The organism is Pseudomonas sp. AP3_22 TE3818 (assembly GCF_053628995.1).
The window spans coordinates 5121943-5134891 of record NZ_JBRJHL010000001.1 but is presented as its reverse complement, the minus strand read 5'-3'; the positions used below and the strand labels follow the sequence as shown (position 1 = coordinate 5134891).

Annotated in this window: 17 protein-coding genes; 14 read left to right on the top strand and 3 right to left on the bottom strand. The window is 60.3% G+C overall.

The window, feature by feature from the left end; genetic code table 11:
* Nucleotides 1-22 precede the first annotated feature (22 nt).
* The 5 genes from AB7M25_RS23465 to AB7M25_RS23445 all read left to right on the top strand — a co-directional run bounded on the left by AB7M25_RS23465 (nucleotide 23) and on the right by AB7M25_RS23445 (nucleotide 2840).
* Nucleotides 23-628, top strand: a complete 606-nt coding sequence (locus tag AB7M25_RS23465) for a LemA family protein (RefSeq protein ID WP_429387187.1) — start codon at nucleotides 23-25, stop codon at nucleotides 626-628.
* 35 nt (nucleotides 629-663) lie between these two features.
* A complete protein-coding gene (locus AB7M25_RS23460; RefSeq protein WP_429387185.1) occupies nucleotides 664-1419 on the top strand; it encodes a TPM domain-containing protein in 756 nt (251 codons plus the stop codon).
* Between the two features lie 28 nt (nucleotides 1420-1447).
* Nucleotides 1448-2065: a TPM domain-containing protein gene (locus AB7M25_RS23455; RefSeq protein WP_104450585.1), complete on the top strand. Its 618-nt coding sequence runs from the start codon at nucleotides 1448-1450 to the stop codon at nucleotides 2063-2065.
* 129 nt (nucleotides 2066-2194) lie between these two features.
* On the top strand, nucleotides 2195-2497 hold the full coding sequence (locus AB7M25_RS23450) for a helix-turn-helix domain-containing protein (RefSeq protein ID WP_258684546.1): 303 nt from the start codon (nucleotides 2195-2197) through the stop codon (nucleotides 2495-2497).
* Nucleotides 2484-2840: a putative holin gene (locus AB7M25_RS23445; RefSeq protein WP_429387183.1), complete on the top strand. Its 357-nt coding sequence runs from the start codon at nucleotides 2484-2486 to the stop codon at nucleotides 2838-2840. The genes AB7M25_RS23450 and AB7M25_RS23445 overlap by 14 nt, the downstream gene beginning before the upstream one ends.
* Before the next feature lie 76 nt (nucleotides 2841-2916).
* Here AB7M25_RS23445 and AB7M25_RS23440 read toward each other — a convergent pair whose 3' ends face one another.
* Complete coding sequence (locus tag AB7M25_RS23440; protein ID WP_429387182.1) at nucleotides 2917-3342, bottom strand: helix-turn-helix domain-containing protein; 426 nt, start codon at nucleotides 3340-3342, stop codon at nucleotides 2917-2919.
* Nucleotides 3343-3642: 300 nt separating this feature from the next.
* Between AB7M25_RS23440 and AB7M25_RS23435 the strand changes: the two genes are divergently transcribed.
* From AB7M25_RS23435 to AB7M25_RS23425, 3 genes are all read left to right on the top strand, one after another.
* Complete coding sequence (locus AB7M25_RS23435) at nucleotides 3643-3921, top strand: ogr/Delta-like zinc finger family protein (RefSeq protein WP_104450581.1); 279 nt, start codon at nucleotides 3643-3645, stop codon at nucleotides 3919-3921.
* 2 nt (nucleotides 3922-3923) lie between these two features.
* Nucleotides 3924-4286, top strand: coding sequence for a hypothetical protein (locus AB7M25_RS23430; protein ID WP_429391083.1), 363 nt, complete (start codon nucleotides 3924-3926; stop codon nucleotides 4284-4286).
* A 131-nt stretch (nucleotides 4287-4417) separates the two neighbouring features.
* Nucleotides 4418-5632, top strand: a complete 1215-nt coding sequence (locus AB7M25_RS23425; protein ID WP_454238054.1) for a class I SAM-dependent methyltransferase — start codon at nucleotides 4418-4420, stop codon at nucleotides 5630-5632.
* A gap of 83 nt (nucleotides 5633-5715) precedes the next feature.
* On the opposite strand, the gene AB7M25_RS23420 is transcribed toward AB7M25_RS23425, so the two are convergent.
* Nucleotides 5716-6606 (bottom strand): DMT family transporter, encoded by an 891-nt coding sequence (locus AB7M25_RS23420; RefSeq protein ID WP_454238053.1) that lies wholly within the window; start codon nucleotides 6604-6606, stop codon nucleotides 5716-5718.
* Nucleotides 6607-6901: 295 nt separating this feature from the next.
* Between AB7M25_RS23420 and AB7M25_RS23415 the strand changes: the two genes are divergently transcribed.
* From AB7M25_RS23415 to AB7M25_RS23405, 3 genes are all read left to right on the top strand, one after another.
* The gene (locus tag AB7M25_RS23415) at nucleotides 6902-7483 is read left to right on the top strand and encodes a DJ-1/PfpI family protein (protein WP_095966235.1); all 582 of its coding nucleotides are present in this window, start codon (nucleotides 6902-6904) and stop codon (nucleotides 7481-7483) included.
* 14 nt (nucleotides 7484-7497) lie between these two features.
* Nucleotides 7498-7803 (top strand): ribbon-helix-helix domain-containing protein, encoded by a 306-nt coding sequence (locus tag AB7M25_RS23410; protein ID WP_110662480.1) that lies wholly within the window; start codon nucleotides 7498-7500, stop codon nucleotides 7801-7803.
* 164 nt (nucleotides 7804-7967) lie between these two features.
* Nucleotides 7968-8312 carry a YegP family protein gene (locus tag AB7M25_RS23405; protein WP_429560216.1) on the top strand — a complete coding sequence of 115 codons (345 nt, stop codon included), beginning with the start codon at nucleotides 7968-7970 and terminating at the stop codon, nucleotides 8310-8312.
* A gap of 82 nt (nucleotides 8313-8394) precedes the next feature.
* Here the strand turns inward: AB7M25_RS23405 and AB7M25_RS23400 are convergent, their stop codons facing one another.
* The gene (locus AB7M25_RS23400; protein ID WP_454238052.1) at nucleotides 8395-9414 is read right to left on the bottom strand and encodes a DUF4917 family protein; all 1020 of its coding nucleotides are present in this window, start codon (nucleotides 9412-9414) and stop codon (nucleotides 8395-8397) included.
* Between the two features lie 131 nt (nucleotides 9415-9545).
* Here AB7M25_RS23400 and AB7M25_RS23395 point away from each other — a divergent pair, with 131 nt between their 5' ends.
* The 3 genes from AB7M25_RS23395 (at nucleotide 9546) to AB7M25_RS23385 (ending at nucleotide 12805) form a co-directional block, all read left to right on the top strand.
* Nucleotides 9546-10454, top strand: coding sequence for a LysR family transcriptional regulator (locus AB7M25_RS23395; RefSeq protein ID WP_429386558.1), 909 nt, complete (start codon nucleotides 9546-9548; stop codon nucleotides 10452-10454).
* Nucleotides 10455-10688: 234 nt separating this feature from the next.
* Nucleotides 10689-11882: a CaiB/BaiF CoA transferase family protein gene (locus AB7M25_RS23390; protein ID WP_454238051.1), complete on the top strand. Its 1194-nt coding sequence runs from the start codon at nucleotides 10689-10691 to the stop codon at nucleotides 11880-11882.
* Nucleotides 11879-12805, top strand: coding sequence for a hydroxymethylglutaryl-CoA lyase (locus tag AB7M25_RS23385; RefSeq protein ID WP_454238050.1), 927 nt, complete (start codon nucleotides 11879-11881; stop codon nucleotides 12803-12805). The genes AB7M25_RS23390 and AB7M25_RS23385 overlap by 4 nt, the downstream gene beginning before the upstream one ends.
* Nucleotides 12806-12949: the final 144 nt, after the last annotated feature.

Here is a 12949-nt window from a genome sequence, read left to right as displayed (position 1 = left end):
TGTACAAGGGAGCGACATCCTGATGAATGCAAGTCCAACCTACCGCTCGCGTTTGCAGGTCGTCACGCTGCTGATGCTGGCCACGTTGCTGACCGCCTGCGGCATCAACAACATCCCGACCCTCGACGAACAGGCCAAGGCCGCCTGGGGCCAGGTGCAGAACCAGTATCAGCGGCGCGCCGACCTGATTCCCAACCTGGTGGAAACGGTCAAGGGCTACGCAAAACATGAAGAAGAGACACTGACCGCGGTCATTGAGGCCCGGGCCAAGGCCACGTCGATCCAGGTGGATGCCTCGACCCTCGACAATCCGGAAAAACTCAAGCAGTACCAACAGGCCCAGGATCAGCTCAGCGGCGCCTTGAGCCGCTTGATGGTGGTCTCCGAGCGTTATCCGGACCTCAAGGCCAACCAGAACTTCCTCGCCCTGCAATCGCAGCTCGAAGGCACCGAGAACCGCATCAGCGTGGCCCGGCGCGATTTCATCCTCGCGGTGCAGAAATACAACACCGAGATCCGCACCTTTCCCGGTCGCCTGTGGCACACGGTGATGTACAGCGACCTGCCGGTGCGTGAGACCTTCGACGCCACGCCGGGTTCGGAAAAGGCCCCTGAGGTCAAGTTCTGAGTGCAGCTTGTGCGTCACCACGGAAGAGGTTGCCAATGCGCGTGTTGAAAACGGGCCTGATGCTGTTGTTGTGGGTGGTGACGATCACGGCCCGGGCCGAACTGAGTTTTCCGGCACTGACCGGGCGCGTGGTCGACAACGCGCAGATGATCGAGCCTGCGGTGCGCGAGCAGCTCACTCAGCAGCTTCAGGCCCATGAACAGGCCACCGGCGAGCAGCTTGTGGTCGTGACGTTGCCGGACTTGCAGGGCACCGACATCGCCGACTTCGGTTACCAGCTCGGCCGACACTGGGGTATCGGGCAGAAGGACAAGAACAACGGCGCCTTGCTGATCGTCGCCCGGAACGAGCGCCGGTTGCGTATTGAAGTCGGGTATGGCCTGGAGGATCGCCTGACCGATGCCCAGAGTTCAGTGATCATCAACCAGGTCATCACCCCGGCATTCAAGACCGGCAACTTCAGTAAAGGCATCAGTGACGGCGTGGCGGCGATGCTGGTGGTGCTGGGCGGCAACCCCTTGGATGAACCCTCCACGGCGTATGAATCCAGAGGCGATCCGGGGGACGATTTCGTCTCGCGACATCCCGGGTTGTTGGTGTTTTTGGTGATGCTGTTCATCCTGACTGTTTTTGTGTGTCAGATGCTCGGTATCCTTCCCGCCGGCCGTGGCGGCTCCGGAGGATCCGGGGGCGGCTTTGGCGGTGGTGGATTTGGCGGCGGCGGTGGAGGCGGAGGCTTCAGCGGCGGTGGAGGCAGTTTCGGCGGGGGCGGTTCGTCCGGCGGCTGGTGATCATAAAAATGAGCAGGCATTTCACGACATGGCATTACTGACTGAACACGAACAACGCAAAGTCGCCGAGGCAATCGCCCGGGTCGAGCGCGACACCGACGCAGAGTTGGTGACTGTGCTCGCGGCCCGCGCCGACGACTATGCGTACATCCCGTTGCTGTGGGCCAGTCTGCTGGCGCTGCTGGTGCCGGGCATCGTGCATTACCTCACCGGCTGGCTGACCATGCACAGCCTGCTGCTGGTGCAATGGGCCATCTTCATCGTCCTGTGCCTGGTGTTTCGTCTGCCGAAAGTCACTACCCATCTGATCCCGCGCTCGGTGCGCCACTGGCGCGCCTCGAACCTGGCGCGCCGGCAGTTCCTGGAGCAGAACCTGCACCACACCGAAGGCAGCACCGGTGTACTGATTTTCGTCTCCGAAGCCGAGCGTTATGTGGAGATTCTGGTGGATGAAGGCATTTCCAGTCGCCTGGACAACAAGAACTGGGAGGCCATCGTCGCCACCTTCACCCAACAGGTGAAGCAGGGGCAGACGTTGCAAGGTTTTGTCAGCTGCGTCGAAGCCTGCGGCGAGTTGCTCAAGGTGCACGTGCCCGTGACCCATGTGCGCAATGAACTGCCGAACCGCCTGGTGGTACTCGGCTAAATCCTCCCTGGCGTTGTGTAACGCTCGCCGCTACAACTCCCGTCAATTGTCCGGGTTCGGCCTTGTCGTCAGTATTTCTCTCCAACAGTGGACGCCCAGCGACGGGCGTTCCCGCGAAGAGGGATTCTTATGGCAACCCGACAATCGATTGACTCTTTGGCACAGGCAGCCAATGGCGCTGAGGGAAGCAAGCCCAAGGCGAAACTGACGGCGAAAGAAACGCAAATCCTGATGTGGTGTTTCAAGGGTAAAACTTCCTGGGAAATCGCCAGGATCGAGAATTGCACGGAATCTACCGTCAATTTTCACTTCGCCAATATTCGCCGAAAGTTCGACGTCAGCTCTCGCACCTGCGCATTGCTCAGGGCGATCGAGTCTGGAGCGATCCAGGTGGATTCGGTCGTTGCGCGAGGTGCACATGAGCCTGACTGATTCGACCTACAACGGTATCGGTGCGCTCATGTTGGGAATGGGAATTGCGACGTTGCCGGCTGTCGATGGCGAGGTCCTGTTCGGTGCAATGCTCGGCGCGTGGCTGGTCACGACCACTCGCACCAGCTTCAAGGCCTGGCAGCGCATCGGTTCCTGGTTGCTGTCTGCAGGTGTCGGTTACCTCTTCACGCCTGTCGCACATCCGCTGGCGCCTTTTCTGACGGGTGGAGTAACAGCCTTTCTATGCGCGATGATCGTTATTCCCATCAGCATCAAGCTCATGCAATGGGTCGATGGTGCCGGTATCGGCGAAATCATTCGACACCTGAGAGGACGAAGATGAGGGGACGTGAATGGGATTGCCCTGATAGCCGGGACGGGCGTTTCTTGAAGCATGCAACTTCGGATGACAGCGTTCATCAGGTTTCATTCGAAGGTTTGAGTGTTGCCAGGATAGCGGCCATTTCGGAAAGCCTGAGTTCCATATCGCGCAGTCGTTGCTTTTCCTCGAGTGTGTTTTGTATGGCGCAGCGATCATTTTCGTCGAGCAACCGCCAGAGCGCGAGAATGGTGTTTTCCCGTGTTGTGCTTTCCTGACCGGTATCCGAAGAATCAGTAATTGTTTGTCTCAGAATCGGCCCTTCGCCCAGCAACAGCCAGTCAAGGGATATTCCCCGAGTTTGCGCGATTTCTACGCATAATGAGTAAGGTGTGCTGTCGCGGCCTCGCCAGCTACTAAGGGTTTGCGGGCTGATCTGTAGCGCGGAAGATAAAGAAGCATCGGTTTTTGTACCGGTAACTTGCTTTAGACGAGCTAGAACAGCTTGTGATTTTTTGCTACGCAATTTGAGCCGCTTCCTTTTGACATATGCTTTTTGAGTGCCTAATTTATGCGTAATGAGTACTTTTTTTCTTGTAAGTAATCAATCATCAAAGATGAGTCAGAAGAATACGATGTCGAAACTTCCTAATGGTATCAGGGTGATTTCCTACGAGCATGGCTCGACCCCATTACGCGTCTGCCCGAAGCAGTTCCTTATGCCTGGCAGACACTGTTCGCAAGCCCGGAGCGCCGCGATGAACGCCTCAAGCAGTATTGCGTTTGATCAGGTTGATTGCCACCCAATGACCCTCGGGATCCAAGCATGAGTACTTATAAAATGGTGTGCCCGCACTGCTTGAGCCGGATGCGCATCCGCACCAGCGAAGGCCGGCATATTTTCCTGCGGGTGGCGTATCTGCAATGCACGTCGGAAGCTTGCGGTTGGTCTGTACGTGCCGAATTTGAAATGACCCATGAGCTTTCGCCCAGTGGCATGCCCAATCCGGCCGTACGCCTGCCTTGCGCCGGGCCCGATTTGCGCCGTGCCTCCCGGCCTGTTGCCGTCAGTCCCGACACGACAGAAGTGTCGCAGGAGACGTGAGCATGAAGGTCATCGATGAACATGCAGATTTGAATGAGGAGCTATTGGCCATTGCCCAGGCGTTTCTGGGGCGTCATGAAAGTGACGGGGGGATCGATGATCAAGTCCTGTTTTGTCGCGCGGTGAAGCATCTGCAGAGTATGGATGTACCGATGTTCCTGGCCGAAAGGCTGGTCAGCCGTGCCTATGGCGTACTCAAGTCGTGCAACGACCGTCGGCGCCTGGACATCGATGCGAGTTCCGAAACGGTCGCCGTGGTGACTGACCCTGCCAATGGCCTGACCTGGGCAGTGCCAGTGGGACTGATCGTCAAACACATCATCAATTCACCGAACAATCGCAAGCTTCGCCTGGTGGAACCCTGAGGCTTCAACGGTTTATCGAGGTCCTGGACTGCGTGACTGGGACCTGCCACAAAATAACCCCGTGCCCAAAGTCCTCGTCCCCCTTAAAATACCGACATTCTCCGATTTGCATCGCCTGAGGCCGTTTTTCCATGTCCGTCACCGCCACTCCCGCCAGCCTCGCGCCGGATCATCACGCCCAGTTCATCGAGCTGCTGCAAGCCAGCCTCGAGCACAATGCGTTCATTAAACTGGTGCTGGCCAAGTACGCGGGCGATGAAGCGGATCTGCAACGGATCATCATCAAGCCGGTGACGGTCAAGGCGCAGCCTTGCCTGTCTTTCGTCTATCGCTACAAGACCCGTGATATCACCAAGAACCTGCCGCTGGCCGAAGGCGTGGCGAGCATTGCCGGGTTGCTGCCGGCGTCGTTCAAAAATGCGCATTTGTTGTCGTTGACCGACGAAGCTCAGCTCGAATACAGCAAAAAGGGCAAGTCATCGCTGTTCAAGAGCAAACCTCAACAATTGCGCGAAGTGCCATCGGCCGAGCACAACCGTGAGAAAAACCGTTTTCTTGACCTGAGCCGGCCGTTTCTCGCCGACCTGGGGGTCACCAACAAGCAGCATGAACTGATCCCGGCGATGTCACGCAAGTGGAAGCAGATCAACAAGTTCATCGAGGTGTTCAGCCATGCACTGACCTCGTCACCCCTGGCGCTGGACAAACCGGTGCGTGTGGCGGACTTCGGTTCGGGCAAGGGTTACCTGACCTTCGCCATCCACGATTACCTGCGCAACACCTTGAAGGCCGAAGGCGAGGTGACCGGCGTCGAGCTGCGTGAAGACATGGTCACCCTGTGCAACACCGCGGCCGCCAGGCTTGAGCACCCTGGCCTGGTGTTCAAGTGCGGTGACGTGCGCAGCGTGGCGCCGAGCGAGCTGGACGTGATGATCGCCCTGCATGCCTGCGATATCGCCACCGACTATGCGATCCACACCGGCATCCGCTCAGGCGCGTCGATCATCATGTGCTCGCCGTGCTGCCACAAACAGATCCGCCTGCAAATCCAGAGCCCGGCGCTGCTCAAGCCGATGCTGCAATACGGCTTGCACCTGGGCCAGCAGGCGGAGATGGTCACCGACAGTTTGCGCGCGTTGTTCCTTGAGGCCTGCGGCTACGAAACCAAGGTGTTCGAGTTCATCTCGCTGGACCACACCAACAAGAACAAGATGATCCTGGCGGTCAAGCGCGCCGAGCCGGTGGAACCGGCCCAGTTATTGGCGAAGATTCAGGAGCTGAAGGATTTCTACCACATCAGCGAGCATTGTCTGGAAACGTTGCTGCGCGCTGATGGTTATTTGTAAACGCCACAATCGTGTAGGAGTCCGGCTTGCCGGCGATGGCGATCTCGAAGACGCCATCGCCGGCAAGCCGGACTCCTACAGGGTTATGCCGTAGCGACCCGCGCCGGGCGCACAGCTGTCTTGCGTCCCAGCATCACCGTCACAATGACCCCACCGGCAAACAGCCAGGTAATCGGCTCCACCTGTTCGCCGAAGAACAGTGCCGAGAAGGCGATGGTGAAGAAGATCTGCAGCAACTGAATCTGGCTGACCCGGGCAATGCCGCCCATGGCCAGCCCGGCGTACCAGGCGAAGAAGCCGATGAACTGCGAAAACAGCGAGACATAACCGAAGGCCCACCAGGTCCTGGCGGAAACCTCGCCCTGGTGTTGCAGCGCCAGATACACCACCGGGCCGATCAACAGTGGCGTCGACAGCACCAGCGCCCAGCAGATCACCTGCCAGCCGCCCATCTCCCTGGCCAGTCGGCCTCCCTCGGCGTAGCCCAATCCGCCCACGGCAATGGCGCCAAGCATCAGCAGGTCACCGGCCTGAATGCTGCCGGCACCGCTGATCAGCGCATAACCGAGCACCAGCGCACTGCCCAATGCGGCGCAGGCCCAGAACGCTTTCGAAGGCCGTTCATGGGACAGCCACGCGGCGTACAGCGCCACGCACAACGGCTGCAAACCATTGACCAGCGCACCGTGGGACGCCGGCAAGGTTTGCATGGCCCAGGCCGACAACACCGGGAAACCGAGGATCACCCCGGCCATCACCAGCGTCAGGCCTTTGACCTGTTTCCAGGTCGGCCATTTTTCCCGGTGCCACAGCAACAGCAACGCCGCCGGAACCGCCGCAAACAGTGCCCGGCCCAGGCCGTTGAGCAGCGGGTGGAGTTCCTGCACGACGATCCGCGTGAAGGGCAGGGTGAGGCTGAAGATCACAACGCCGAGCAGGCCCAGGGCCATGCCGGTGTTTTCGCGCGAGGACATGATGGCAACCAGAATCGTGGGTGATGGGGTAAGGCTCCATATAGCCATAAACCATGGGTTGTCCGCTGTTACAGCTAGGCACAGACTTATCCGTACAGTTTGCGGGCCTCTTCGCGAGCAAGTCGGATCGCCGCACCGCCGCTCCCACATTGGAATGCGTTCCCCTTGTGGGAGCGGGCTTGCTCGCGAAGAACGATAACGCGGTCCATCAGGTAGTAGCCGGTTGTTACCCGCCCCGCCCGATAAGGACTACCTTGAATACTCCTGCACGCCCACTTCCAGAGGAGTCCTCCCCATGGCTGCGAAAAAAATTCTGATGCTGGTTGGTGATTACGTCGAAGACTATGAGGTGATGGTGCCGTTCCAGGCGCTGCTGATGGTCGGCCACACGGTGCACGCCGTTTGCCCGGACAAAACCGCCGGCCAGACCGTGCGCACAGCGATCCATGACTTTGAAGGCGACCAGACCTACAGCGAAAAGCCCGGTCACCTGTTTGCCCTCAACTTCGATTTCGCCAAGGTCAACGCTGCCGATTATGACGCCGTGCTGATTCCGGGCGGCCGCGCGCCGGAGTATCTGCGCCTGAACGAAAAGGTCCTGGAACTGGTGCGCGCATTCGACAAGGCCGGCAAGCCGATCGCCGCCGTGTGCCATGGTGCGCAGTTGCTGGCGGCAGCGGGTATTCTCGAAGGTCGTGAATGCAGCGCTTATCCGGCCTGCGCTCCGGAAGTGCGCCTGGCGGGCGGTACGTATATCGACATCCCGGTGACGGACGGCCATGTTCAGGGCAATCTGGCCACGGCGCCGGCCTGGCCTGCGCACCCGAACTGGCTGGCCGGTTTCCTGGGGTTGCTGGGTACCAAAATCACGCTGTAACGAGGGACATGTCGATGTGCGAGCTGTACGTCAAAGCCGACCCGATTCTTTACGAATCGCGCTCCCGCTCGCTACGCATTTGCGGGGTGGTCACCACCCTGCGGCTGGAGAATCAGTTTTGGGACATCCTCAGCGAAATCGCCGAAGTCGACGGTATGACCACCAATCAGTTGATCGCCAAGCTGTATGAAGAGGTGATGGACTATCGCGGCGAGGTGGTCAATTTCGCTTCGTTCCTGCGGGTGAGTTGTACGCGGTATCTGAGCCAGCGGCGGACGCAGGCGCCGGAGTTGTCGGTGGTACGGGCAGTGGTGAAGTAGTCAAAACTGCGTCGACCCCTTCGCGGGTAAGCCCGCTCCCACAGGGATCGCGCTGAACCTGTGGGAGCGGGCTTGCCCGCGAAGGGGCCGGTACAGGCGACAGAAACACCTGGCTGGTCTTTACTGTGAAGCGCGCAACCTCCCAATCGCCAAGGAGAAACAGCATGTCCGGATGGTATGAAGTGAGCAAAAGCAGCAATGGCCAGTTCAGGTTCGTCCTCAAGGCGGCCAACGCCGAGACCATTCTGACCAGCGAGCTGTACACCACCCACGCCGCCGCCGACAAAGGCATCGCCTCGGTCCAGGCCAACAGCCCGCTGGATGAGCGCTACGAGAAGAAAGCCACCAAGGACGGCCATCCGTATTTCAATCTCAAGGCCGGCAATCACGAAATCATCGGCAGCAGCGAGACCTATTCCTCCGATGCCGCCATGGAGAAAGGCATCGCCAGCGTGAAGGCCAATGGCCCGACCAAGGTGGTCAAGGACAAGACCTTGCCGGTGCTTTGATCCCACCACCAATCCCTTGGAGCTGGCTTGCCGGCGATAGCGATCGTAAGGGCTCAAGACCGCTTCGCCGGCAAGTTTTTGACTAAACCTCAACCGGGACCGTAAGCTTCGGGCCACCCAACGCATGGCTCTTCGAATCGAAAAACCGCAACTCAACCCCCGTCTCCTCAAACACCTTCGCGTAATGCCGCTTCTGGTGCTGGATGAAGGCCTTGCTGCGCGGGTAGATCGAGATCGCCAGCACCTGCGGTTTCGCCAGGCGCAAGGCATGGATGATGTGGCTGTCCTGCTCCCTCAGCGCATGGCCGAAGATGCACAACGCCTGGCCGTGACCGAGCAATTGCTCGTAGCAGAACGACAGATAGTCCGAACTGCGAATGGTCTTGAGCTTGTCCGCACTCGGCCCTTCGTTGACGAACAGCGGCACGTCGTCGAGGGTCTTGATCGTGTTGTTGATGGCGAAATTGCCCAGCAACGTGCCCTCGGTCGACATCAGCTTGCGCGCCGTGCCGTCCTGGTTGCGCACCAGGTGCAGACCGCCGTGCAGGTACAGCAAGCGGGTTTTGTCGGTGGCCGTGTCGCTCAGGTCAAAAGCGGGTTCGGCCCCCTGGAACAGATCGGTGATCGCCTCGGGCTGGTGTTGCACCGCCCAGTAGTTGATCAGGTCGTAATTGGTGGTGAACACCGTGCGGTAGCGGGCCAGTTCCTGATTGATCGTCGCCAGCGTCGAAGGCACCACCAGTCGCCACGGGATATGCACCGCATGCACGGTGTTGATCAGCGCTTCCTTGATCGCGTAATAGCGATTGCGCGGGGCGGCGGAGCTCACGGCCAGGGCCTTGTTGACCCGACTGGTGGTTTTCAACGCGCTCAGTACCTGCTCGAAACTGCGGGTCTGCATCGCGTCGAACACGCTCAGCTCGGATGGGCTCAGGGGTTTTTCTTCAACGGTGCGGGCATTTTCGAACAGCGACTCGTAGCCGAAATCGTCCCATACCGCGCGACTGGCACCGTTGCCCACCAGCAAACCACTGAACGAAGCGGTGCTGCGCAAGGCGTTCCAGTCTTCTAGTTGGGCATCGACATCCTGGAAATCGGTCATTGCAGTCTTCGTCTCACGGCAAAAGGTCTTTGGGCGGCGACTTTATCACGACCGGATGCCCGGCCACGGCACGACACGGGCGAAGAACGCTATGCTGCGACTTCGCCCGAGCCGACTTCGCCGAGTACCCGATGCTGCAAAAAAGCCTGATCCGCCGTCTCGACCTGATCACTCTGCAACTGTTCGTCGCCGTCCATGAAGAGGGCACGCTGACCCGTGCCGCGTCGCGCGAAGCGATTGCCGTCTCGGCGGCGAGCAAGCGCTTGATGGAGCTGGAGGAGGCGCTGGGCATCAGCCTGTTCGTGCGCCAGGCCAAGGGCATGTCCCTGACACCGGCCGGTGAAACCCTGCTGCACCATGCCCGGCAGATGCTGTTCAATGTCGAGAAAATGGGCCTCGAACTGGGCGAGCACAGCCATGGCGTGCGCGGCTATGTGCGGATGCTCGCCAACCTGTCGGCGATCATTCAGTTTTTGCCCGAGGACCTGCGGGACTTTTCCGAGCGTCACCCACAGGTCAAGACCGACCTCGAAGAACGTCCCAGCGCCGGGGTGATTCAGGGCGTGCTCGACGGGGTGGCCGACCTCGGCATCTGTTCCATCGATAGCGACATCAAGGGCCTGCACAGCGTGTTGTATCGCCAGGACAAACTGGTGGTGTTGATGCCGCCGCACCATCCCTTGGCGAGCCGGTCGAGCGTGGCGTTCGCCGATACGCTGGGCAGCGATTACGTTGGGTTGCATGCCGCCAGTTCGATCAACATGCGTACCCATGCTGCGGCCCGTGAAGCCGGCAAGGTGTTGCGGGTGCGCATTCATGTGCCGGGGTTCGATGCCATGTGCCGCATGGTCCAGGCCAACATGGGGATCGGCATCCTTCCGCAGCGAGCCTATGAATTGTTTGGCCGGGCGCTGGGTTTGCACGCGGTGCCGTTGACGGACGAATGGTCCGATCGGGCGTTGATTCTGGTGGTGCGCGATGAGGCGCTGCTGTCGCCGGTGAGCCGGATGTTGTTTGAGTATTTGCGGGGTTCAGCCTGATAGTTCTCGGCTGAATGGGTGGGCCTCATCGCTGGCAAGCCAGCTCCTACAAGGATCTGCGGCGCACACGGATCCCTGTAGGAGCTGGCTTGCCAGCGATGGCGGACTACAGATCGCGATGATCTCTCAGAGCGTTCGCATTTGGCGAACGCCCGTTGCCAACTGAAGGTTGGATTCATCAGGCATCAGTCCTCTAGCCTTGGCTCATATTCCAAGAACAAGAGGTACCCCGCGATGACGGCCCCCCTGAGTGCAATCAAGGTGATCGAGATCGGCACGCTGATCGCTGCGCCGTTTGCCGCGCGCATGCTGGCCGAATTCGGCGCCGAGGTGATCAAGATCGAAGCCATGGGGCAGGGCGATCCCCTGCGCAAATGGCGCAAGCTGCATGAAGGCACCTCGCTGTGGTGGTACCTGCAATCGCGCAACAAGAAATCCCTGGCGCTGAATCTCAAATCCCCCGAAGGCATCGAACTGGTCAAGCAATTGGCAACCAGCGCCGATGTGCTGATCGAAAACCTGCGCCCCGGCGCCCTGGAGAAACTCGGCCTTGGCTGGGACGTGTTGCACGCCCTCAACCCCAACCTGACCCTGGTGCGGATTTCCGGTTACGGCCAGACCGGCCCGTACCGCGACCGTCCGGGTTTCGGTGCCATAGGCGAGGCCATGGGCGGCATCCGCTACACCACCGGCACCCCCGGTTCGCCGCCGGCTCGGGTCGGCGTGAGCCTCGGCGATTCCCTGGCTTCATTGCATGCGGTGATCGGTGCGCTGATGTCATTGCTGCGGGTCAAGACCGGGCAGGGCGGCGGGCAGATCGTCGATGTGTCCCTGGCCGAAAGCGTGTTCAACGTCATGGAAAGCCTGGTGCCGGAATACGACATGCTCGGCCATGTGCGTGAACGCAGCGGCGGCGCTTTGCCGGGGATCGCGCCGTCCAATACCTATTTGACCGCCGACGGCGCCTACGTGGTGATTGCCGGCAACAGCGATCCGATCTACAAGCGCCTGATGCACACCATCGGTCGCGCCGATCTGGCCGAGGCGCCGGAATTCGCCCACAACGACGGGCGTGCAGCCAAAAGCAACCTGCTCGACGCCGCCATCACCCACTGGACCAGCAGCCTGCCCATCGACGAGGTGCTGGCCGCCCTGGAGGCTGCCGAAGTCCCGGCCGGGCGCATCTACTCGGTGGCCGACATCGTCGCCGATCCGCACTATCAGGCGCGAGACATGCTGCTCAATGCCGAGCTGCCCGGTGGCGCCACGGTAAAAATGCCGGGCATCGTGCCGAAACTCTCCGAGACACCTGGCGGCGTGAACTGGTCCGGCCCCGGGCTGGGCCAGCACACTGACGGCATCCTCGCGCAGTTGGGCCTCACCGCGATGGACATCGAACGCCTGAAAGTCGAAGGAGTGGTGCAATGATCACCGATTATTCCGACAGCCTGATCGTGCAGGAAGTGTCCCCGCGCGACGGTTTGCAAATCGAGCCGACCTGGGTTGAAACCCACGACAAGATTGCTCTGATCGATCAATTGTCGCTGGCCGGATTCAGCCGCATCGAAGCCGGTTCGTTCGTGTCGCCCAAGGCCATTCCTGCGCTGCGCGATGGCGAGTTGGTGTTCAAGGGCATTACCCGGCAGCCGGGGGTGATCTACGTCGCCTTGATCCCCAACCTCAAGGGTGCGCAACGGGCGCTGGCGTGCAGTGCCGATGAGCTGAACCTGGTGATGTCCGCCAGCCAGACCCACAACCTGGCGAACATGCGCATGCGCTGTGAGGATTCATTGGCAGCGTTCGGCGAGATCGTGCGGTTCGTTGGCGAAAGCCCGGTGCGTCTCAATGGCAGCATCGCCACCACCTTCGGCTGCCCGTTCGAGGGCAAGATCGACGAGGACCGCGTCGTGCAAATCGTCGAGGCCTATCAGGAACTCGGCATCCGGGGCATCACCCTGGCCGACACCACGGGCATGGCCAATCCGCGCCAGGTCGACCGACTGGTGCGCCGGGTGCTGCAGCGGGTGTCCCCGGCGGATTTGACCCTGCATTTCCACAACACCCGTGGCCTCGGTCTATGCAATGTGCTGGCCGCCTACGAGGCCGGTGCCCGACGTTTCGACGCCGCATTGGGTGGCCTCGGCGGCTGCCCGTTTGCACCGGGAGCCTCGGGCAACATCTGTACAGAAGACCTGGTGAACCTGTGCGATGAGGTCGGCATTCATACCGGCATCGATCTGCCGCTGCTGCTGAAACTGTCCCGAGGACTGCCGGCGCTGCTCGGCCACGAAGTACCGGGGCAACTGGCCAAGGCCGGGCGCAATTGTGACCTCCACCCCGTGCCTTCCTGACCCACCGAACAACCTGTAGGAGCTGGCTTGCCAGCGATGAGGCCAGCCCAATCAACATCAATGTCGACTGACACGCCGCTTCGCCGGCAAGCCGGCTCCTACAAAAAACACACCTGACCAGACAACAAAAATAATCGGACACCC

Bases quoted from the DNA above. Each gene is read 5' to 3' on its own strand.
- AB7M25_RS23465 (WP_429387187.1), top strand. From the start codon at position 23: ATGAATGCAAGTCCAACCTACCGCTCGCGTTTGCAGGTCGTCACGCTG.
- AB7M25_RS23460 (WP_429387185.1), top strand. From the start codon at position 664: ATGCGCGTGTTGAAAACGGGCCTGATGCTGTTGTTGTGGGTGGTGACG.
- AB7M25_RS23455 (WP_104450585.1), top strand. From the start codon at position 1,448: ATGGCATTACTGACTGAACACGAACAACGCAAAGTCGCCGAGGCAATC.
- AB7M25_RS23450 (WP_258684546.1), top strand. From the start codon at position 2,195: ATGGCAACCCGACAATCGATTGACTCTTTGGCACAGGCAGCCAATGGC.
- AB7M25_RS23445 (WP_429387183.1), top strand. From the start codon at position 2,484: ATGAGCCTGACTGATTCGACCTACAACGGTATCGGTGCGCTCATGTTG.
- AB7M25_RS23435 (WP_104450581.1), top strand. From the start codon at position 3,643: ATGAGTACTTATAAAATGGTGTGCCCGCACTGCTTGAGCCGGATGCGC.
- AB7M25_RS23430 (WP_429391083.1), top strand. From the start codon at position 3,924: ATGAAGGTCATCGATGAACATGCAGATTTGAATGAGGAGCTATTGGCC.
- AB7M25_RS23425 (WP_454238054.1), top strand. From the start codon at position 4,418: ATGTCCGTCACCGCCACTCCCGCCAGCCTCGCGCCGGATCATCACGCC.
- AB7M25_RS23420 (WP_454238053.1), bottom strand. From the start codon at position 6,606: ATGTCCTCGCGCGAAAACACCGGCATGGCCCTGGGCCTGCTCGGCGTT.
- AB7M25_RS23415 (WP_095966235.1), top strand. From the start codon at position 6,902: ATGGCTGCGAAAAAAATTCTGATGCTGGTTGGTGATTACGTCGAAGAC.
- AB7M25_RS23410 (WP_110662480.1), top strand. From the start codon at position 7,498: ATGTGCGAGCTGTACGTCAAAGCCGACCCGATTCTTTACGAATCGCGC.
- AB7M25_RS23405 (WP_429560216.1), top strand. From the start codon at position 7,968: ATGTCCGGATGGTATGAAGTGAGCAAAAGCAGCAATGGCCAGTTCAGG.
- AB7M25_RS23400 (WP_454238052.1), bottom strand. From the start codon at position 9,414: ATGACCGATTTCCAGGATGTCGATGCCCAACTAGAAGACTGGAACGCC.
- AB7M25_RS23395 (WP_429386558.1), top strand. From the start codon at position 9,546: ATGCTGCAAAAAAGCCTGATCCGCCGTCTCGACCTGATCACTCTGCAA.
- AB7M25_RS23390 (WP_454238051.1), top strand. From the start codon at position 10,689: ATGACGGCCCCCCTGAGTGCAATCAAGGTGATCGAGATCGGCACGCTG.
- AB7M25_RS23385 (WP_454238050.1), top strand. From the start codon at position 11,879: ATGATCACCGATTATTCCGACAGCCTGATCGTGCAGGAAGTGTCCCCG.